This is a genomic window from Hominiventricola sp. (assembly GCF_057604405.1).
In genome coordinates, this window is the sequence record NZ_DBLYVB010000018.1 from 22199 (window position 1) to 44630 (window position 22432).

Genomic DNA, 22432 nt, shown 5'->3' on the forward strand with positions numbered 1-22432 from the left:
AAAAAGCGTATTCCAACGATTCATGGGGATCAGGAATACGCTTTTCTTATGTCATTTTTTTATTGCCCCATTTCCCTGAAAATGCCTTTCATGACGAAGGCTGCAAGGAAGAAGGTGCAGATATCAGCAATGGGTTGAGCAATCTGAATGCCCAGAAGCCCCATGACCGGCGTCAGGATCAGGAGTGCCGGGATCAGGAAGAGTCCCTGGCGGCCGATGGAAACCAGTGTGGCACGGATGCCGTAGCCGATAGACTGGGGCATCATATTTCCCATAATAATCACACCTTGTAACGGAAGTGTCATAAGCTGCAATCTCAAAGCTAACGTACCAATGCGGATAACATCAGCGTCTCCCTTTCGAAATAGTTCAATGATATGCCCGGAGAAAGTAAAACCGGTAACGCAGAAAACCAGCAGGATTGCAGTGCTGACTTTGATACAGAACCAGCAGGCCTCTTTGACACGGGCATACATCTTTGCACCAAAGCAAAAGCTGCAGACTGGCTGAAATCCCTGACCGAATCCGATGATGGCCGAATTGATGAACATCATAAAACGACTGACAATAGACATGGCAGCAATCGCTGCGTCTCCGTAGGGATGAGCCATGATGTTCATGATGATAGTTGCCACGCTGGCGATTCCCTGACGTCCCAGAGAAGGAATTCCACCATAAATAATATTCTGGTAAATATTTATCGTTGGACGGAAGTTTTGTGGAAGAATGGTAATGCATTCTTTTTTTGTATTACACATAAAAAACAGGATACAGAAACTGATTATCTGGGATAACGCAGTAGCCAGTGCTGCACCGGAAGTTCCAAGTCCAAGACCGAAGATAAAGATGGGATCCAGAAAAATATTTAAAATACCACCGGTTGTAATTCCGATCATGGAGAATAACGCTTTTCCCTGGAAACGCAGCAGATTGTTCATGATAAAAGAACATACCATAAAAGGTGCAGCCATGAAAATGTAACGAGCGTAATCTTCCGCGAAAGGAGCAATGGTCTCGGTAGCCCCCAGAAAGTAGACAATATTTCTGAGGCTCAGGTTACCGAAAACTGCAATCAGAAGTCCGATGATTAACCCTGTAAAAAAAGCTACAGATGCAACTTGTTCTGCCAGTTCCCGCTTTCCGGCACCGATGGATCGGGCTATGAAGTTGCCGCTTCCCATTCCTACCATGAAGGACAGCGCCTGGATAATTGCCATGGCAGAGAAGACAATGCCTATGGCACCAGAAGCACTGGTTCCCAGCTGGCTTACGAAAAACGTATCGGCCATGTTGTAAATAGAAGTCACCAGCATGCTGATGATAGTAGGAACTGCCAGTTTCGGAATGATCCGATTGACCGGGGCGTTGGCCATCTCATAGTACTGGTCGTGCTGGGTAGTTGTATTTTCAGTCAAATAAAACACCTCGATTTCTTGTTTGTGAAAAATGCTATATATTCAAAGAAATATATGATAAAATATAGTAAAAATATGGTGATAGAGTTATTGTGCTAACAAACAAAAAAGACCTGTTGCCAGATCTTTTTGGTTCTACACCATGTAGAGTCTTACGACGGATTCGGATTAACCTTATTTGCACTCGTCTTGTAAGTTTGGTTATATTTTATCAATGCTTTAAAGAAAAATCAATAGATAAAATAAAAATATGCAAGGAGAAAAGGAGCAACAAATATGGCATATTACATAGGACTGGATCTTGGAACATCTTCAGTCGGCTGGGCAGTAACGGATGAAAATTATCATCTGATGAAAAAACACGGAAAAGATATGTGGGGTATTCGTGAATTTGATGAAGCAGAGACTGCAGAAGCCAGGCGTACATTTCGTGTCAGTAGAAGACGAAGACAGAGAGAAGTGGCAAGAATCGGTCTATTGAAGGATTATTTTCATGATGAACTTGTAAAAGTGGATCCCAATTTTCTTCAAAGACTGAATAACAGTAAATATTTTCTGGAAGATAAAGATGATGTGGTAAAGGATAAATATGGAATTTTTGCAGATAAAGATTATACGGATAAAGAATATTTCCGAGACTATCCAACGATTTATCATCTTCGTAATGAGTTATTAGAATCAAAGGAGCCACATGACGTCAGATTGGTATATCTGGCTCTGTTAAACATGTATAAACACAGAGGACATTTTTTAAATGTATCTCTTGGAATCGATGGTGAAAACAGAAAAATGATGGACATTTATCATGATTTTGTGAACCAGGTCAAAGATTTGTTAGAGCTGGATTTTCCAACTGTATTTGATGAAGAAGAATTCCAAAGTGTGATGTGTGCACAGGATCTTTCCAGAAAGAAAAAGTCAGAAAGATTAGCGGAGCTGCTTCATATTGATAAAAAACAAAAGCAGGAAACGGCATTGCTGGAATGTGTACTGGGACTCGACAAAGGTGTAAAGGCAATGTATGGAACTCATGTATCGGAGGATTTTGATAAAAATATCAAAGTTAATTTTTCAGACAGCGGATTTGATGAAAAAGCAGGAGAACTGGCGGATGCTTTAGGAGAGGAAAAATTTGAACTCATTCTTTGCATGAAAGAATTATATGATTCGGCAGTGTTAAATCAAATTATGGGTGCCCATGATTACCTTTCTGAAGCGAGAGTGGAGGAATATGAAAAGCATAAAAAGGATCTCCGAATACTAAAAAAAGTTGTGAAAAGGTATGGAACACAAGAACAATATAATTTTTTATTTCGGAGTACGGAAAAAGCTACTTACAGCGCATATGTGCAGTCAGTGAACAACGGAAAAAAAGAGCGCAGGAATATGTCAGAGCGTACAAAAGATGCATTATATACGACTCTGAAAAAGATGCTAAAAGATTTTCCAAAGGACGATAAAGATTGTGTTTACATATTGGAAGAAATTGAAAAAGATCATTTTCTGTCCAAACAGATGACATCTTCGAATGGTGTGATTCCAAATCAGATTCATGCCAAAGAAATGAAAAAGATTTTGAATAATGCAGAAATTTACCTTCCTTTTTTAAAAGAGAAAGATGAAAATAATCTGACAGTTTCAGAACGTATTCTTCAGTTGTTTACATTCCAGATTCCATATTATATTGGACCGGTGTCTACTCAAAGTGCGAAAAATGGTGGAAACGGCTGGGTAGTGAGAAAAGAAGAGGGAAAAGTTTTTCCATGGAATCTGGAGCAGAAAATCGATACAAAGAAAACGTCTGAAGCATTTATTTCACGTATGGTTCGTCGATGTAGCTATATGAATGGAGAGCAGGTGCTGCCAAAAGCTTCTCTGGAATATGAAAGCTTTTGCGTCTTAAATGAATTGAATAATCTGAAGGTTAGAAATGAAAAGTTGCCAGTAGAAGCAAAACAGAAAATGTACGGGGAACTGTTTGAAAGAGGAAAGAAAGTTTCTAAAAAATCGATCATTAACTACTTAAAAGGTTGTGGAATCCTTCAGGACGGTGCAGAAGATGAACTCACAGGCATGATGGATTCTATAAACAGTTCACTTAGTTCCTATGGAAAGTTCAAGGCAATTTTTGGTGATCAGATGCAGGAAGATTTCTGTAAAAAGATGGTTGAGAAAATCATATTCTGGTGTACAGTTTATGGAGATTCCAGGCATTTTTTGAAAGAGCAACTGGAAGAAAATTATGGTGATATTCTTACAAAAGAACAGATAAAAAGAATTCTTGGATTTAAATTCAAAGATTGGGGAAATCTTTCAAAAAGTTTTCTGGAATTATATGGATGCAGAAAAGATACAGGCGAGGCAATGTCATTAATCCGTATGATGTGGGAAACAAATGATAATCTTATGGAACTGCTGGCGAAAGATAAATACACATACAGCAGTGAATTGGAAGGCCTCCAGGAAAAACTGGAAAAATCTCTGGCGGAGATTCGACCGGAAGATTTAGAAGGATATTATTTTTCTGCGCCTGTTAAGCGAATGATCTGGCAGACAGTACTGGTATTAAGAGAAATTGAAAAAGTGATGGGACAGTCACCAAAGCGTCTGTTTGTTGAAATGACAAGAGAAGACGGCGAAAAGAATGTGATGAAAGATTCCAGAACAAAAAAATTCATTGAATTGTACAAGAATATAAAAGCAGAGGATCAGGACTGGAAGAAAGTAATTGAAAATGCAGAGCAGTCAGGAACCATCCGCAGTAAAAAAATGTATCTGTATCTGACACAGAGAGGAAGATGCATGTACACTGGAAAACCGATTGATCTAAGCCGGTTATTTGATAATAATTTATATGATATCGACCATATTTATCCAAGACATTACGTAAAAGATGATAATCTGGAAAATAATATGGTTCTGGTGGAGAAGCAGAAAAATGCCCATAAGAGTGATAATTATCCACTGGAAGAATCCATTTATAACAAACAGCTTCCTTTCTGGAAAGAACTTCATCATCAGAAATTGATAAATGACGAGAAGTTCCGGAGATTGACAGGAAGAGATCCATTTACAGACGAACAGAAAGCCGGATTCATTGCCAGACAGCTGGTAGAGACAAGCCAGGGAACCAAAGGTGTAGCCAGCATTTTGAAAGAAGTTTTGCCAGATACAACAATTGTGTATGCAAAGGCGAGAAATGTATCTGATTTCCGAAATCAATATAAACTTTTGAAATCACGTGTTGTAAATGATTTTCACCATGCACAGGATGCATATTTGAATATTGTGGTTGGAAATGTATATTATACGAAATTCACCAACAATCCCATCAATTTTGTGAAAAAGAGGGAATCTTATAATCTGAGCAGAGTATTTGACTGGAATGTGGTAAGAAATGAAGAAGTTGCTTGGATTGCAAAACCGGAAAACGGGCAGAAAGCTACGATTGACATTGTACGTCAGACGATGGCAAAGAATACACCGCTTTTGACAAGACTTAGTTTTGAGGGAACCGGAAAATTGACAAATCAAGTATGTGGAGTGAAAAAAGCAAAAAAAGATGGATATATTCCACAGAAAGAATCAGATTTTAAACTGCAAGATATTACAAAATATGGTGGATTTGGGGATATAAAAATTGCATATTTTATTTTAGTGGAACATGATTTGAAGAAAAAAAGGGTAAGAACATTAGAATCAATACCTATTTATTGGAAAGAGCGGATAGAAAAAGATCCGTTGCAACTGGAAGTTTATTGCAAAAATGTACTTGGACTTGTAAATCCGGATATCCGGGTGAGAAAAATACTTAAATGGTCATTGGTGAAAAAGGATGGATATTTATATTATTTAGCTAGAAAAACAGATAATCGAATTGGAGTGTGTAATGCAGTACAGCTTTGCTTGCGACAGGAATGGATTAATTATATTAAAAAGCTGGAAAAAGAGATGGAGGATGATGCGATTACAAGAGAAAAAAATTGCGAGTTATATAGTATTTTATGCGAAAAGCATACAAAAGGTATTTATGCCAAAAGACAAAATCCGATAGGAGAGAAATTAGAAAAAGGAAGAGAGCGATTTTATACCCTTGATTTATCTGAACAAAAAAAACTATTATTGAAAGTATTTAATCTAAGTAGAATAGGCGGGGAAACAACAGATCTTACACTTATAGGTGGAACAGTGACTGATGGTACTATGAAAGTAAATAAAACAATTTCAAATTTTAAAGAATTTAAAATAATTCATCAATCGGTAACAGGTCTGTATGAAAAGCAGGTAGACCTGCTGACAGTATGAGTTGGCGTACGGTTGTTGTGTCAAGCAGTGCAAAGCTGGATTATCAATTAGGATATCTTGTTGTCAGAAAAGATGTAACGGTAAAAGTACATATCAGCGAGATATCCATATTGATAATCGAATCGACAGCAGTTTCTTTGACAGCAGCACTTCTGAATGAATTGATGAAAAAGAAAATAAAAGTAATTTTCTGTGATGAAAAAAGAAACCCATCTTCGGAATTACTTCCATATTATGGGAGCCACGATACCAGTGCCAAAATACGTGAGCAGATAAAGTGGAGCGAACAGGAGAAAATGGTAATCTGGACAGAAATTGTTACAGAAAAGATTCGAAAACAGGCAGATACATTAGATCAATATGGAAAATCAGAAGCAAAACTTTTACGAAAATATATAGAAGAGATAGAATACGGAGATGCGACAAACCGGGAAGGACATGCAGCAAAAGTTTATTTTAATGCATTGTTTGGAATGGATTTCACTAGAACGGAAGAAAACAGTATCAATGCGGCATTGAATTATGGATATGGAATTCTATTGTCTGCATTCAATCGAGAAATCGTGATGAATGGATATATTACGCAAATTGGTCTGTTTCATAATAATATGTTCAATCAATTTAATTTGGGTTCTGATTTGATGAAGCCATTTCGCAGCATTGTTGATCAGCAGGTGAAAAATATGATGCCGCAAAAATTTGAATCGGAAGAAAAGCGAACGATTCTGGAGATTCTGCAAAATGAGGTTCTAATCGCCGGAAGAAAAGAGTATGTCAGCAATGCAATTAAGATTTATTGCAAAAGTATTTTTGATGCATTGAGTTCCAACGATATTTCTTTGATAAAATTTTACCAGTATGAGTTATAAATATATGAGAATATTAGTGTTTTTTGATCTTCCAGTCACAACCGCAGAAGACCGGAGAGTTTATCAGTCATTTCGAAAATATTTGATTAAAAACGGATTCCTTATGCTTCAGGAATCCGTATACTGTAAACTTGCCCAGAATCCGACAGTGGGGGATGCGATTGTAGAAAATGTTCGTAAGAATAAACCTCAATCGGGACTTGTACAGGTGTTAAGAGTGACCGAAAAACAATATGCGAAAATGGAATATATTGTTGGAACGTGTAAAACAGATGTGTTAAATTCGGATGAAAGGCTGGTGATTTTGTGAAATTAACGTATATGGAATATGGGATAGAGATAGAATTATCAGAAAATCAGATCTATGTTCTGATAGCGGAATCACCGTCTTTCTTTTCTAAACTGATTGAGACTTTATACAAAGAAAAACAGGATGGAGATGGAAAGATTCTTCTGTCTGAAAATGATAAAATTTTATCATTTTCAAAAATGTCGGAGATTATTGTAAATCCATTTACGATTGATCCGAATGAACGAAGAATTATGCAAAAACTTTATCAGGAATTATGTGCGGAAACATTGGATCAATTGGTAATAGAAACAGGAGAGATTCATGCAAAACTTATTTCATATCTGGAAGAAATAAGCCTAAAAGTACCTTATCATGTCACATTTGACCTTGAAGAAAATATTCCCAATTTATTGAAAGCATATAATGTCAGGCTTGAAACAGAAAGTAATAATTTACTGGAACGGATTGTGGAATATTTAAAGTTATTACACCAGCTGTGCAGGATAGAGGTAGTCTTTTTTATAAATTTGAAAACGTATTTACAAGATGAAGAGCTGGAACAATTGTATCAGTTTGCATTTTATGAAAAAATATCGATGGTGTTATTAGAAAATGTGCAAAAAACGAAACTGAACTGCGAAAAAACATGTATTATCGATCAAGATTATTGTATAATCAATTTGGAATAAACTTACAGCACCAGTCACGGTGTTAAGCTCGGAGAGAATCTGAAATTGAATTTGAGGTTTGAGAGTCTTGTAAGTTTTGAAGGATGTAAAACTGTTCATGTTCTCGATAGATAATCCTGCAAGTTTGAGAGTCTTGTAAGTTTTGAAGGATGTAAAACACACCAAGTATGTTTGCATACCAAATATATGTTTGAGAGTCTTGTAAGTTTTGAAGGATGTAAAACGAGGGGAGAACGGGGCGAAAAGGATAGGAGTTTGAGAGTCTTGTAAGTTTTGAAGGATGTAAAACGGATAAGCATCCAACACTTTACGGATATACGTTTGAGAGTCTTGTAAGTTTTGAAGGATGTAAAACTGTTACTATACTCGGTTGTGTACATCAAATGTTTGAGAGTCTTGTAAGTTTTGAAGGATGTAAAACGCCTGTCGCCAATAGATCATCTATCCCGTTTGAGAGTCTTGTAAGTTTTGAAGGATGTAAAACATACAGGAAAGTGACCTGGGTGAAGCAAGGGTTTGAGAGTCTTGTAAGTTTTGAAGGATGTAAAACTCAGATTTGCTTTAGGAAATCTGATCAGAATACATTTGACATAAGAGCGGTTGAATGTTAGTATAATATTAAAAGGTACTACCGATAGACGGTTAGTCCTGAAATATGTTAGTTATAAAAATAACCGCCAAGTTTTCTCAGGACCGGGCGGTTATTTTTGTGTCTTGGAATCACGTAAGCCACGTGAATAACCAAGACTATAAAAAGTCGCACAAAGGCAAATAATGCCAATGAGGTTATCAATGGTCAGCATGAGCAAGTCCTCCGCATCAAAGATTTCCAGCTGGATTTCTATATCATCAGAGGTCACAGTGCTCTGTAAAAAGGACTAACCGCCTACCGTTTTCTGGTAGTACCGTCTATAATATAGCAGATAATTATATAAAATACAACTAAGAGTGGAAACAAAACAGAAAGAGGCGATCATTGCGACACATGAACAATTTGTACAGGCAGCAGACAGACACTGACATTATAAATAAGGAGGGCTAAGCGTATGTTAGTCTGTGATTATATTGTAGAGCGCATCGATGGTGATTATGCACATTTGAGAAGAACGGATGAACCGGAGGAGGAATTGAAAATGGTAGCGAGAGCGCTGCTGCCACCGGAGATCGTGGAAGGTTCCATGCTGCATTATGAATGGATGCAATATACATTGATTTAGGAGAAAACTATGACTCTTCAACAGTTAAAATACGCCCTGACGATTGCGGACTGCAATTCTATCAATGAGGCATCCAAGCAGCTTTTCATTTCTCAGCCGAGTCTGTCGGAGACGATTCGGGAGCTGGAGACGGAGCTTGGATTTGATATTTTCCTGCGTTCCAACCGGGGAATTGTGATCACACCGGAAGGAGAGGAATTTCTGGGATACGCCCGGCAGGTGACGGAGCAGTTCGGACTTCTGAAATCTAAATACATTGACAAAAAAACAAAAGAGAAATTCAGTGTATCTACCCAGCACTATACCTTTGCAGTGCAGGCATTTGTGGAGACCGTGAAAAAGACAGGCATGGAGCAATATGAGTTTGCGGTCCACGAGACGACGACCACCAGTGTCATTGAAAATGTAAAGAATTTTAAAAGTGAGATCGGTGTTCTTTATCAGAATGATTTTAACGAGAAAGTACTGAATAAAATGTTCCGGGAAAATGGACTGGAATTTGTGGAACTGTTTCAGAGTGATACCTTCGTGTACCTCTGGTCCGGACATCCGCTGGCGGGGCAGCAGGTGATCAGCATGGAAGAACTGGACGAGTATCCATGCCTGTCATTTGACCAGGGAAAGAATAATTCCCTTTATCTGGCGGAAGAGATGAAGAGTACCTATGATTATCGTCGTCTCATTAAGGCCAATGACCGTGCCACGCTTCTGAACCTAATGAGAGGCCTGAATGCCTACACCCTGTGTTCCGGCATCATTTGCGAGGACTTGAACGGGGATGATTATATGGCGATCCCTTTGAAAGAGACGGAAAAAATGCGGATTGGCTATCTGAAACGAAAAGGAGTGAAGATCAGTCCTATCGGGGAAATTTACATTGAAGAGTTGAAGAAGTATAAGAAAAAAGTTATTTTGCTATAGGATCACCCTATAACGAATCCAAGGTTTCTCATATTAACACTTTCTGGAAAACTTTGTTATAATATGCGTTATAAAAACGAGAAAGGAGAACCGAAATAATGAAGACCAGCACAATGAAGACTTGTATGATGACCGGAAAAATGTGCATGTGTAAATCCATGGACATGTGTTTTGTTATGAAAAAAAGAAAAGCTGCGTCGGATGCTTCGGTTTGATTTTGCAAGATAAAGAATAGATCAACAAGGAATCATCACGCAGATGGTTCCTTTTTTGTGGAGTAAAGAGAGGAACGTTATGACGGAGATAGAAGTAAAACATTTGTCGAAGACCTTCGAGCAAAAAGGTATGCATGTGGATGCGCTGCGGGATATCAACCTTACGATTGAGAAGGGAGATATTTACGGAATTATCGGAATGTCCGGTGCAGGAAAGAGTACTCTGGTACGATGTCTGAACTTCCTGGAGCGGCCTACGGACGGTCAGGTATTGATTGAAGGCAGAGATCTGGGTGCATTAAATGAAAAAGAACTGAGAAAGCAGCGCAGTGACATTGCAATGATTTTCCAGCATTTTAATCTGCTGATGCAGAAAAATGTCATTGATAATATCTGTTTCCCGCTGCTGATTCAGGGTGTGAAGAAGAAGGATGCAAAGGTTAGGGCAAAGGAACTTTTGAAGACTGTGGGACTGGAAGAGAAGGAAAAAGCATTTCCGGCACAGCTGTCAGGTGGACAGAAGCAGAGGGTAGCTATTGCGAGAGCACTGGCATCCAATCCGAAAATCCTCCTCTGTGATGAGGCAACCAGTGCGCTGGATCCGCAGACAACGGCTTCTATTCTGGAGCTGTTAAAGCAGATTAATGAGCAGTTTGGAATTACCATTGTTATCATTACCCACCAGATGTCCGTTATCCGGGAAATCTGTAATCGGGTAGCCATTATTGAACATGGTGAACTGGTGGAAAATGGTTTGGTGGAAGAGATTTTCAGTCATCCAAAGTCCAAGGCAGCCAAGGAGCTGATTCTTAAGGATCTGCCTGAGAGTGATGTGAGAACCGAAGGAGCTGTGGCTGTTCAGATGGAGCGAATTCAGAGTGACCGGAAACTGCGAATTGTATTTTCCGAGAACTCAGCTTTTGAACCGGTGATTGCCAATATGATCCTGAAGTTTGGTACTCCGGTTAATATTTTGCGGGCGGACACAAAAAATGTTGGCGGTGTTGCCAAGGGAGAAATGATCCTTGGACTGCCGGATGACAGACATCTGCAGATTGATATGGAAGAATATTTAAAAGAGCATGGATTGGAGATCGAGGAGGTGACAGGTGATGTGGAGTAGTGAAGTAACGAATATGATTATTGCCGGAATCGGCGAAACCCTTTATATGACGTTGGTATCCACGATTGCCGGTTACATTATCGGACTTCCCATGGGAATTGTTCTTACCGTTTCCGATAAAGACGGTATCCGGCCGAATTCGTTCATTTACAAGATTTTAGATGTGATCGTGAATATCGTGCGAAGTATTCCGTTCATTATTTTACTGGTTCTGCTCATTCCATTTACCAAGTTTCTGGTAGGAAAGAGCTATGGTTCCACTGCGACCATCGTACCGTTGGTAGTGGCAGCCGCACCATATATTGCACGTATGGTGGAGTCTTCTTTAAAAGAAGTAGATGCAGGAGTCATCGAGGCAGCCAGATCTATGGGAGCTTCAGATTTTGATATTGTAACAAAAGTATTGCTGGTGGAGGCGAGAACTTCCCTTCTGGTAGGAGCAACTATTTCCCTTGGAACGATTCTTGGATATTCTGCTATGTCAGGAGCTGTCGGAGGCGGAGGCCTGGGAGCTATCGCCATTCGATATGGTTATACCAGATGGCAGACGGATATCATGATTGTAACCGTTGTGCTGCTGGTAGTTCTGTTCCAGATTTTCCAGACCATTGGAATGAAGACTGCCGATAAATTTGACCACAGAAAATAAATAGGAATGAGACTGCAAACGCAGTTCCAGATAAAAAGAAAGTGAGGAAAAAATTATGAAAAGAAAAGTTTTAGCAGGTGTTCTTGCAGGTGTGCTCGCAGTTGGCGTGCTGACTGGATGCGGCAGCAGCAAAACGGAGGAAAACGCAGCAGCTTCTGAGGCTACGGAAGAAACCACCGACGATGCAGCAGCAGAGGAAACGGATGCAGCAGACGACAGCGCTGATGCAGCAGCAACTGAGACAAAGGGAACCATTACCGTAGCAGCTTCCGCTACCCCGCATGCTGAAATTCTGGCAGCAGCAAAACCGATCCTGGCTGAGCAGGGATGGGATCTGGAAGTTACTGAGTTCGATGATTATGTACTTCCGAATGAGGTAGTAGAGAGTGGCGAGATGGATGCAAACTATTTCCAGCATGTACCGTATCTGGACAGCTTCAATGCAGAGAAAGGAACTCATCTGGTAGAGGTTGGTAAAATCCATTACGAGCCGTTCGGAATTTATCCGGGAACCAAAGCAAGCCTTGATGACATTGCAGACGGTGACACCATCGCAGTACCGAACGATACTACCAACGAGGCACGTGCTCTTCTGCTTCTGCAGGATAACGGCATCATCACTCTGAAAGATGGCGCAGGTCTGGAAGCAACCGTTAATGACATCGCTGAGAACCCGCATAACATCAAGATCGAAGAACTGGCAGCAGAGTCTGTAGCCAGAGTTGTAGACGAAGTTGCTTACGTAGTCCTGAACGGAAACTACGCATTGCAGGCAGGCTTCTCTGTAGGTAAAGATGCACTTGCTTATGAGAAATCTGATTCCGAAGCAGCAAAGACTTATGTAAATGTAGTTGTTGTGAAAGAAGGAAATGAGAATAACGAAGGTGTGAAAGCACTGGTAGATGTTCTGAAATCTGATGAGATCAAGAACTTTATCAATGAGAAATATGACGGAGCAGTTATCCCGTTTGAAGAGTAAATTACGATAGTTTCAAAAAGAATTCGGCCAGAGCGAACAAAAAAGTGTTCGCTCTGGCCGTTTTTTTGACATGATGATCCGATATGCTTCATATGAGCCTTATATACAGTGGTGCTCCTGACGGCTAGTATAATTTACGCCTCTTTTTCACGTTTCAGGTTTTTATAAGCGGTACTGAGCATCAGTTTGATACGGTTCAGCTGGTTGACTTCACTGGCACCCGGATCGTAGTCGATAGCGACGATATTGGAATCCGGATGACGGTGCCGCAGTTCTTTAATAACTCCCTTACCTACAATGTGGTTCGGCAGGCAGGCAAAGGGCTGGGTGCAGACGATGTTCGGCGTATCATTTTCGATGAGCTCCAGCATCTCTGCGGTCAGGAACCATCCCTCACCAGTCTGGTTTCCAAGAGATACGATCTCAGATGCCATATCAGCCATATGGTCAATATTGGAAGCCGGAGAGAAGTGAGTGCTCTTTCGGAGTGCCTTGTCTGCCGGACTCCGGAAGAATTCCAGTGCTTTGATACCAAGGCGTCCCATGCGGGCAGTCATTTTCTTCTTGCCCAGGTACTGTGCCTTGAACTCGGTGTTCTTGAAGCAGTAGAGCAGGAAGTCCATCAGATCCGGGACAACAGCTTCGGCACCTTCAGACTCCAGCAGGTCTACCAGTCCATTGTTGGCGGACGGAGAGAACTTAACGAGAATCTCGCCGACAATACCGACACGAGGCTTCTGTTCTTCTGTAACAAGGATATGGTCAAATTCATCTACAATCTGATTGCACAGCTGTTTAAAGCCACTCCATGACGGATGTTTTTTCATGAGAAATGCCTTGCAGCGTCCATTGAGACGTTCGTAGGTCTTGTTGGTCTCGCCCGGAACCAGCTCATAAGGGCGGGTATGGTAGACAACTTTCATGAAGAGGTCACCAAATACCAGTGCATATAGTCCCTTGAACAGCATTTCCGGTGTATATTTGAATCCCGGGTTTTTCTCCAGGCCGCTTAAGTTGATGGAGATAACCGGAATATTCGGATATCCTGCTTTTTCCAGCGCACGGCGGATAAAACCGATGTAGTTGGATGCACGGCAGCCACCTCCAGTCTGGGAAATGAGGATCGCTGTTTTGGTCAGGTCATATTTTCCGGACAAAACCGCTTCCATAATCTGTCCGATCACTAAGAGGGACGGATAGCAGGCGTCATTATTTACATATTTTAATCCGAGGTCTACTGCAGTGCGGTCTGCACGGGGCAGTACGTCGATCTTATATCCACAGGAACGGAATGCAGCTTCCAACAGATTAAAATGAATCGGTGACATATCCGGGCAGAGAATGGTATATTCTTTTTTCATTTCCTCGGTAAATACTACACGCTTATAAGCAGAAGATACGATGGTTCTCTTTTCTTTATTTTTTTCACGGACACGGATGGCAGCCAGCAGGGAACGGACACGGATACGTGCAGCACCCAGGTTGTTGACTTCATCAATCTTCAGGCAGGTGTAGATCTTACCTGAATTAGTAAGGATCTCGTTGACCTGATCGGTGGTAACGGCGTCCAGACCGCAACCGAAGGAGTTAAGCTGGATGAGATCCAGATCCTCTCTGGTCTTTACAAAATCAGCAGCTGCATACAGACGGGAATGGTACATCCACTGATCCATCACTCGAAGTGGACGGTCCTCTTCATGAATGTGGGAGACGCTGTCCTCGGTGAGCACGGCCATGCCATAGCTGTTGATCAGTTCCGGAATACCGTGATTGATCTCATTATCTACGTGATACGGACGGCCTGCCAGAACAATACCATGTGCATGATGTTCTTCTATCCATTTAAGGGTTTCCTCCCCTTTCTGGCAGATATCAAGTCTTGCCTGACGGAGCTCTTCCCATGCAGCTTTGGCAGCATCGGTGATCTCCTGGGCAGTCATGCCTTTTTCACCGGAGAATTCTTCTACCAGACGATTGGTCATGATCTCCAGACTTTCAAAACTTAAGAAGGGATTCCGGAAATCGTAACGGTCGGATTTCAGTTCTTCCATGTTATTTTTAATATTTTCCGCATAGGAAGTAACAATCGGGCAGTTGTAATGATTGTTGGCATCCTTGAACTCCGAGCGCTCATAAGGAATGCAGGGATAGAAAATAAATGGAATATTGTGCTGCAGAAGCCATTTTACATGTCCGTGAGCCAATTTAGCCGGATAACACTCGGACTCACTGGGGATGGATTCGATTCCCTGTTCATAAAGCTCGTGGGTGGACATGGGGGAAAGAACAACCCGGTACTTTAATTTTGTGAAGAAAGTAAACCAGAACGGATAGTTCTCATACATGTTCAACACACGCGGGATGCCGACCAATCCACGGGTGGCGTCGGTATCACTGAGCGGCTCATAGGAGAAGAGCCGCTCATTTTTGTAAGCGAACAGGTTTGGAGCCGGATTTTTCTTTTTCTCTTTGCCCAGACCACGCTCACAGCGGTTGCCGGAAATATAGCGGCGGCCGTCGGAGAATTTGTTGATGGTCAGACGGCAGTTGTTGGTACATCCGTGACATTTGGTCATGGAGGTGGAATACTGCAGTTCTTCCATCTGCTCTTTGGTGAGCATGGTGGTTTCCTGACCTTCGTAACGCTCTCTTGCGATCAGGGCAGCACCGAATGCACCCATGATGCCGGCAATATCCGGACGGGTAACCTGACAGTCTGCGATTTTCTCCAGGCTTCGCAGAACTGCATTATTATAAAAAGTACCGCCCTGTACGACGATATTCTTTCCAAGGGAAGAAGCATCGGATACTTTGATTACTTTGAAAAGAGCGTTTTTGATAACCGAGTAAGCAAGTCCGGCGGAGATATCGTCTACACCAGCCCCTTCCTTCTGTGCCTGTTTTACACGGGAGTTCATAAATACCGTACAGCGGGTTCCCAGGTCGATGGGGTTCTTTGCAAAAAGAGCAGCCTGAGCAAAATCCTGAATAGAAAGATTCAGGGATTTTGCAAAAGTCTCAATGAAGGAACCACAGCCGGAGGAACATGCCTCATTCAGCTGTACATTGTCAACCGTATGATTTTTAATACGGATACATTTCATATCCTGTCCGCCGATATCCAGAATGCAGTCTACCTTTGGATCGAAGAACTGAGCAGCATAGTAGTGGGAGATGGTCTCTACTTCGCCTTCATCAAGCATGAGCGCTGCCTTCACCAATGCCTCGCCGTATCCGGTTGAGCAGGAACGGACAATGTGTGCTTTTTTTGGAAGCTTGGAGAAGAGATCCTTCAGGGCTTCCAGGGTGATATGTAAAGTGCTTCCGTTATTATTGTGGTAGAAAGAGTACAGAAGAGATCCGTCTTCACCTACCAGAGCAATTTTTGTAGTAGTAGAACCGGCATCAATACCAAGGAAACAGTTTCCTTCGTAGGTGGACAGATCCTTTTTCACTACTTTTGCCTGAGCATGACGCTCACTGAACTCGTCGAATTCTTTCTGATCGTGGAACAGCGGATCCAAACGCTGCACCTCAAAGGCAATCTGAATCTTAGATTGCAGGCGCTTGATCATGTCCTCCGCGGAGACTGCTTTTTCTTTCTTGGAGAGAAGGGCAGATCCGGAAGCTGCGAACAGATGGGAAAACTGGGGGATAATGGTGTGCTCCTCATCCAATTTCAGGGTACGGATAAAGCATTCACGCAGTTCAGAGAGAAAGTGAAGAGGTCCTCCTAAGAATGCAACATGACCGCGGATTGGCTTACCACAGGCAAGTCCACTGATGGTCTGGTTGACAACTGCCTGAAAAATAGAGGCAGACAGATCCTCTTTTGTTGCCCCTTCGTTAATGAGCGGCTGAATATCCGTCTTTGCAAATACGCCGCAGCGGGCAGCAATTGAATAGAGAGAATGGTAATGTTTTGCATATTCATTCAGACCTGTGGCATCGGTCTGAAGAAGAGATGCCATCTGATCGATGAAGGAACCGGTACCTCCGGCACAGATACCGTTCATACGCTGTTCCACATTACCGCCTTCAAAATAAATGATTTTTGCATCCTCACCGCCCAGTTCGATGGCAACATCAGTTTTTGGCGCATAAGTCTGCAGTGCCTCAGCAACGGCAACCACTTCCTGCACAAAAGGTACGTCCAGATACTGAGCCAGGGTAAGCCCGCCGGATCCGGTGATTACCGGATACATATGGAAAGGTCCTAAAGTGTTTACTGCTTTTTCCAGAAGATCTGCGAGGGTCTCCTGAATATTGGCAAAATGCCGTTCATAATCTGAAAATAAAAATTTGTTCTCGTCATCCAGTACCGCAATCTTCACGGTCGTGGATCCAATATCAATTCCAAGTCTGTAACATTTGTTCATACGATCATTCCTATTCCTGGCGGTATATCCGCCTTGAGTCTACATTTTCCTTAGTCTAAAACATGCTACATTATATTGGAAGTAACAGGGAATGTCTATAAAGTTTTTGTAAAGATTCTGTAACTATGCAGAGCCTTGATGCATTCAAAAGGAAATCGCGTTGACAAATATACGCCAAAAAATTATAATATTTTTTATCATGAGGCAGAAAACTCTATGGAGGAATAATCTATGAAATGGCTGGATAAGCTGGAACGTAAATACGGGAAATATGCTATTCCCAATTTGATGTATTATGTCATTATATTATATATTATAGGCTTTGTAATTGATATTGTGTCACCGCAGTTATATACTGATTATCTGGCATTGGATGCGAATGCGATTTTGCACGGACAGATCTGGAGAATTTTTACTTTTATTATTCAGCCGCCGAACAGCAGTTATTTTTTTATACTGTTTGCATTGTATTTGTATTATATGATTGGAAAGACATTGGAATATATGTGGGGAGCTTTTCGGTTTAATCTGTATTTCTTTTCCGGTATGCTGCTTCATGTGATTGCATGTCTGTTGATTTATTTGATCTTTGGAATGAATTTTCAGATGGGTTCTTTCTATTTAAATATGTCCCTGTTCTTCGTGTATGTGGCATTGTTTCCAGATGCGGAGTTTTTACTTTTTTTCATTATTCCGATCAAAGCAAAATGGTTGGGAATCATTGAAGGAGCTTATTTTGCCATTACTATTGCGGCAGGATTTATTGTACCGGTAGGAAGCTCTTTGTGGTTCTCCCTTTTGCAGGCAGGTATTATGGCGCTTCCGGCTAACAGTATTTCAGCGTTGTTATCGCTTCTGAACTTTATTATTTTCTTCCTTGGAAGCAACCGGAACCGATTTTCACCGAAACAGGTGCATCGGCGGAAGACGTATCATAAGAAGGTGCAGGTATCCGGAATTAACAATACTCATCATCGCTGTGCAATTTGCGGTAGAACGGAAAAGGACGGAGAGGATCTGGAATTCCGTTATTGTTCGAAATGTGCCGGCAATTATGAATATTGTCAGGACCATCTTTTCACACATGAACACAGAAAATAACAGTATATGTCATTAGAAGGTGATAGATTCATTTCTATCACCTTTTTTACGCCCGGACATAGGATAAAACAGATAGAATGAGAAAGGATCTGAGATTATTGGAAAATTATCAGAGATGTACTGCAAACTGGAATCAGACCGGATTTCTGAAGAGGGAAGACTACCCGGTAGCAATGGCGTATATCCCATGGCAGCACTGGGGCATGTTATATGACCCGGAAAAAGGGTTGGAATACGGAACTATATTTCCAGAATTAAATAAGCCATTTCTTGGCGTGAGAGGAGGATGTAAATAATGGCTTCCAATGCACCGACCAGACAACAGATGTTAAAATGGGTGGATATGGTCAGTTTCTCTGCTCACGAGGCAAATCTTTATCTGGATACACATCCGTCAGACCCGGCTGCGCTGCAGTATTTTCAGGAATATACGCAGCTTAGAAAACAGGCGCTTCAGGACTATGCCGCTATGTACGGACCGCTTACCGTTGATCTGGCGATAGGATCCCGAGGAAAGTGGGATTGGATTCAGCAGCCATGGCCATGGGAAGGAGGAACTTGTTAAATGTGGAATTATGAGAAAAGACTTCAGTATCCGGTAAATATTTCGAATCCGAATCCGAAATTGGCACAGCTGATTATTTCGCAGTTCGGCGGACCCAATGGCAGGAGATGATTGCAGTTTTTGCTGCAGGATGTTATATTATTGACAGTTAGATATAATGCGGGAGGATTAAGATACACTATGAACATTATTATTGCAGGCTGTGGTAAGGTTGGACGGGCACTTGCAGAGCAGCTCAGCAAAGAAAAACATGATATTACGGTTATTGACCTGAAACCGGAGAGTATCCAGCTGGTAACCAATGCAGCGGATGTACGCGGCGTAGTGGGAAACGGCGCGAGCTATGATATCCAGATGGATGCCGGGGTGGATAAGGCAGATCTGATGATTGCCGTGACCAATGCGGATGAGGTAAACCTACTTTGCTGTCTGATTGCAAAAAAAGCAGGAGGATGCCAGACCATTGCCAGAGTACGTAACCCAGTTTATCATCACGAGATTCACCATATTAAAGATGAACTGGGATTGTCCATGGTTATTAATCCGGAATGGGCAGCAGCCATGGAAATGGCGCGTCTGCTACGGTTCCCGTCAGCCATTGACATTGATACTTTTGCAAACGGAAGAATAGAACTCCTCCGATTCCAGCTGGATGACAAAAACCCACTGTGTGGCCACAAGATCCGTGATCTGGATACATTGTCAAAATGCGAAGTGCTGGTCTGCATCGTAGAGCGTGGAAACGAAGTACGGATTCCAAGTGGAGAGTTTGTGCTGGAAAATGGAGATATGATTTCTGTGGTGGCTTCACCACTGAATGCCAGCCGTTTTTTCAGAACCATCGGTATTGAGACTAATCAGGTAAGAAACACTATGATTATCGGTGGTGGAAAGATTTCTTTTTATCTGGCAAAACGTCTGCTGGAGATGGGAATTCAGGTAAAAATTGTAGAGAAAGACCGTGCAGCCTGTGAGCGTCTCTGCGAGCAGCTGCCGAAGGCTATGATTATCAACGGAGATGGAACGGATCGGGATCTTCTGGCAGAAGAAGGGTTGGCCAGTGCAGAAGGATTTGCAGCTTTGACTAATATGGACGAGGAAAATGTCATGCTGTCCCTCTATGCAAAGAGCATGAGCAAGGCAAAAAAGATTACAAAGGTCAATCGAAATACATTTGATACGATTATTGGTTCTCTTGGAATCGGGAGTCTGATTTATCCGAAACATATCACTTCTGAGACTATTTTACAGTATGTGCGTGCCATGCAGAATTCTATCGGAAGTAATGTGGAGACGTTGTATCGTCTGGTAGATGGAAATGCAGAGGCATTGGAGTTTATTATTCGCGGTGAAAGTGAAGTGACGGACATTCCGCTGCAGGAGCTGGATATCAAAGCGAATACGCTGGTCTGTGCAATTAATCGAAAAGGCCGGATCATCATTCCGAAAGGTCAGGATCGTATTCAGGTGGGGGATTCTGTCGTCATTATTACGACAAATTGCGGAGCATTTAAAGATGTCCGGGATATTCTGAAAAAAACAGCAACGACCGCAGGACTGTCTGGTCAGAGGTGAGAATAACATAATGAATAAGAAAATGATTCGATATATAGTAGGAAGTATTATTATGCTGGAAGCAGTGTTTTTAATGCTTCCTGCTCTGACAGCAGTGATTTATCAGGAGCTCCACTGTATTCTGGTATTTTTGGGATCAGCAGTATTCTGCCTGGCAGCAGGTGCTCTGCTGCGGGGAAAAAAACCGGAAAATACAACGATATTTTCTGCAGAAGGTTATGTGAGCGTTGCACTCTGCTGGGTGGCTCTTAGTCTTTGTGGAGCAATCCCGTTGTATTTCAGTGGTTCCTTCCCAAATCCGGTGGATGCATTGTTTGAAATTGTATCCGGATTTACCACAACAGGATCGTCCGTATTATTGGATGTAGAGTCTGTTCATCGGGCTGTACTCATATGGAGAAGCTTTTCTCACTGGGTAGGAGGTATGGGGGTTCTGGTTTTCATGTTGGCGCTTCTCCCTATGGGAGGCGCTTCCAGTATGCATTTGATGAGGGCGGAGAGCCCAGGTCCATCTGTTGGTAAGCTAGTGCCGAAAGTACGCAGTACGGCAAAAATTCTTTATGAGATTTATTCCTTCCTGACGATTGTACTGATGATATTGCTGGTGATTTCTGGCTGTCCGGTCTTTGATTCTATTAATCTCGCTTTTGCTACAGCAGGAACCGGAGGATTTGCGGTACTGAACAGCAGTGCAGCAGACTACAATGCGGCAACCCAGTGGATTTTAACCATTTTCATGATCCTGTTTGGGGTCAATTTTAATGTTTATTTCCTGTTTTATGTAAAGAAATGGAAAGATGGACTTCGGTGTGAAGAAGCGAGAGCTTATTTTGGTATTATTCTTGGATCGGTGGCACTCATTTCTTTTAATATTTACCATCTGGTAAGAAATGTGGAACTGACAGTGCGTCAGGCGGCATTTCAGGTTGCTTCCATCATTACGACCACCGGATTTGGAAGTGCAGATTTTGACCAGTGGCCTGAATTCTCCAAATGCATTCTGGTACTGCTTATGTTTATTGGCGCCTGCGCGGGAAGTACCGGAGGTGGTATCAAAGTATCCAGAATCTGCATTATGGCGAAATCTGTCATGAAAGAGGTGGCTTACATCATGCATCCCCGCAATATCCGGAAAATTCGTTTTGAAGGAAAGGTGGTGGAACATGAAGTACAGCGTTCCATTAATGTGTTCATGATTTCTTATCTGGGAATTTTTGTGGCATCTGTGCTGCTGATTTCTCTGGACAATCTGGATGGGATCACCAATTTTACAGCTGTGGCGGCGACACTTAACAATATCGGACCGGGACTTTCCTTGGTTGGACCAAGCTGCAATTTTTCTATGTATTCAAATTTTGCCAAACTGGTGCTGGTTTTTGATATGCTGGCAGGACGTCTGGAAATATTCCCAATGCTGGTACCAGCGGTCTATCTGTTGCGAAAAAAACAGCTGCGATAATTGTTGTAAAGAATGCCTTCAACGATCAGTGTACCGGTGCCAATCCGAGATATCCGCTGATGTCAGAGATCAAAGAAATCTATCTGAAAGCATTCCACGAAGGATAAGTGTTTAGGATGACCCTGCAGGCTGATGTCAGCCTGCGGGGTTTTTCAGTTTTATTTGGACCTGTTCAAAGAGAACGGGAGATATGAGAAGAGGATGGGTTCCCTGTGCGTAAGTCATTTCTACAGTTTCATAAAAATGGTCGTGAGCAGAAGAGGGATGAGCCTGCCTCCGCAGAATTCCGATATAGAACGGGTTGCTGAGAATGTAGCGGACCGCTCGGCTGTTAAATGGGTTTCCGCGGGAGGTGCAGATGCCGCGTGTATTAAGCATACGGGCAATTTCCGGACAGGTGCTTCCAGCTAGAAATTGTTGATAGATCATGGATACATAGGGGGCCTTTGCCTGGTCTGGAATAAAATGGCCTTCCACGACCTGATAGCCAAAGGGAGGAATGGAGACGACGCCACCGCGTTTGAATTTTTCCTGCATTCCCCGGCGGACCTCTTGCCCCAGGTTGACAGAGTAATATTCATCCATGGCTTCAAGAAGGGCTTCCATAAGAATGGAAGTGGGGTCATCTGACAGGGGTTCAGTAATAGAAATGACATCTATGCCGCATTCACGGCGAAGT

At 42.0% G+C, this 22432-nt stretch carries 17 protein-coding genes, 1 pseudogene and 1 CRISPR repeat array; of the genes and pseudogenes, 15 read left to right on the forward strand and 3 right to left on the reverse strand.

Annotated elements, in window-relative coordinates:
* Positions 1–59: 59 nt before the first annotated feature.
* Complete coding sequence (locus ACZMB2_RS10875; protein WP_487596784.1) at positions 60–1373, reverse strand: MATE family efflux transporter; 1314 nt, start codon at positions 1371–1373, stop codon at positions 60–62.
* A 318-nt stretch (positions 1374–1691) separates the two neighbouring features.
* Here ACZMB2_RS10875 and cas9 point away from each other — a divergent pair, with 318 nt between their 5' ends.
* The 9 genes from cas9 (at position 1692) to ACZMB2_RS10920 (ending at position 12674) form a co-directional block, all read left to right on the forward strand.
* Positions 1692–5720, forward strand: coding sequence for a type II CRISPR RNA-guided endonuclease Cas9 (gene cas9 / locus ACZMB2_RS10880; RefSeq protein ID WP_487596769.1), 4029 nt, complete (start codon positions 1692–1694; stop codon positions 5718–5720).
* Complete coding sequence (cas1, locus tag ACZMB2_RS10885; protein ID WP_487596770.1) at positions 5717–6589, forward strand: type II CRISPR-associated endonuclease Cas1; 873 nt, start codon at positions 5717–5719, stop codon at positions 6587–6589. The genes cas9 and cas1 overlap by 4 nt, the downstream gene beginning before the upstream one ends.
* Before the next feature lie 4 nt (positions 6590–6593).
* On the forward strand, positions 6594–6899 hold the full coding sequence (gene cas2, locus ACZMB2_RS10890; protein WP_487596771.1) for a CRISPR-associated endonuclease Cas2: 306 nt from the start codon (positions 6594–6596) through the stop codon (positions 6897–6899).
* Between the two features lie 11 nt (positions 6900–6910).
* Positions 6911–7570: a type II-A CRISPR-associated protein Csn2 gene (csn2, locus tag ACZMB2_RS10895; protein ID WP_487596772.1), complete on the forward strand. Its 660-nt coding sequence runs from the start codon at positions 6911–6913 to the stop codon at positions 7568–7570.
* A gap of 56 nt (positions 7571–7626) precedes the next feature.
* A CRISPR array of direct repeats spans positions 7627–8120; the repeat unit is 36 nt; unit sequence GTTTGAGAGTCTTGTAAGTTTTGAAGGATGTAAAAC.
* Between the two features lie 496 nt (positions 8121–8616).
* Entirely contained in the window at positions 8617–8787 is a 171-nt protein-coding gene (locus ACZMB2_RS10900; protein ID WP_487596773.1) for a chorismate--pyruvate lyase, read from the forward strand.
* A 9-nt stretch (positions 8788–8796) separates the two neighbouring features.
* Complete coding sequence (locus ACZMB2_RS10905) at positions 8797–9708, forward strand: LysR family transcriptional regulator (RefSeq protein WP_487596774.1); 912 nt, start codon at positions 8797–8799, stop codon at positions 9706–9708.
* A 294-nt stretch (positions 9709–10002) separates the two neighbouring features.
* Positions 10003–11046: a methionine ABC transporter ATP-binding protein gene (locus tag ACZMB2_RS10910; RefSeq protein ID WP_308459988.1), complete on the forward strand. Its 1044-nt coding sequence runs from the start codon at positions 10003–10005 to the stop codon at positions 11044–11046.
* Positions 11036–11695, forward strand: coding sequence for a methionine ABC transporter permease (locus tag ACZMB2_RS10915; protein WP_487596775.1), 660 nt, complete (start codon positions 11036–11038; stop codon positions 11693–11695). Before ACZMB2_RS10910 ends, ACZMB2_RS10915 begins: the two co-directional genes overlap by 11 nt.
* A gap of 55 nt (positions 11696–11750) precedes the next feature.
* A complete protein-coding gene (locus tag ACZMB2_RS10920) occupies positions 11751–12674 on the forward strand; it encodes a MetQ/NlpA family ABC transporter substrate-binding protein (protein WP_487596776.1) in 924 nt (307 codons plus the stop codon).
* Between the two features lie 134 nt (positions 12675–12808).
* Here the strand turns inward: ACZMB2_RS10920 and ACZMB2_RS10925 are convergent, their stop codons facing one another.
* Complete coding sequence (locus tag ACZMB2_RS10925) at positions 12809–17053, reverse strand: acyl-CoA dehydratase activase-related protein (protein ID WP_487596777.1); 4245 nt, start codon at positions 17051–17053, stop codon at positions 12809–12811.
* 231 nt (positions 17054–17284) lie between these two features.
* Here ACZMB2_RS10925 and ACZMB2_RS10930 point away from each other — a divergent pair, with 231 nt between their 5' ends.
* The 6 genes and pseudogenes from ACZMB2_RS10930 (at position 17285) to ACZMB2_RS10955 (ending at position 21753) form a co-directional block, all read left to right on the forward strand.
* The gene (locus ACZMB2_RS10930; protein ID WP_487596778.1) at positions 17285–18154 is read left to right on the forward strand and encodes a rhomboid family intramembrane serine protease; all 870 of its coding nucleotides are present in this window, start codon (positions 17285–17287) and stop codon (positions 18152–18154) included.
* Positions 18155–18231: 77 nt separating this feature from the next.
* Positions 18232–18450 carry a spore coat associated protein CotJA gene (locus tag ACZMB2_RS10935; protein ID WP_487596779.1) on the forward strand — a complete coding sequence of 73 codons (219 nt, stop codon included), beginning with the start codon at positions 18232–18234 and terminating at the stop codon, positions 18448–18450.
* A complete protein-coding gene (locus ACZMB2_RS10940) occupies positions 18450–18719 on the forward strand; it encodes a spore coat protein CotJB (RefSeq protein ID WP_487596780.1) in 270 nt (89 codons plus the stop codon). Before ACZMB2_RS10935 ends, ACZMB2_RS10940 begins: the two co-directional genes overlap by 1 nt.
* Positions 18720–18821: pseudogene (locus ACZMB2_RS10945) on the forward strand (manganese catalase family protein); the annotation flags it as partial.
* Positions 18822–18899: 78 nt separating this feature from the next.
* Positions 18900–20294, forward strand: a complete 1395-nt coding sequence (gene trkA, locus ACZMB2_RS10950) for a Trk system potassium transporter TrkA (RefSeq protein ID WP_487596781.1) — start codon at positions 18900–18902, stop codon at positions 20292–20294.
* 10 nt (positions 20295–20304) lie between these two features.
* Complete coding sequence (locus tag ACZMB2_RS10955; protein ID WP_487596782.1) at positions 20305–21753, forward strand: TrkH family potassium uptake protein; 1449 nt, start codon at positions 20305–20307, stop codon at positions 21751–21753.
* A 135-nt stretch (positions 21754–21888) separates the two neighbouring features.
* Here the strand turns inward: ACZMB2_RS10955 and ACZMB2_RS10960 are convergent.
* A partial coding sequence (locus ACZMB2_RS10960) for a recombinase family protein (RefSeq protein ID WP_487596783.1) occupies positions 21889–22432 on the reverse strand: 544 nt, incomplete at its 5' end.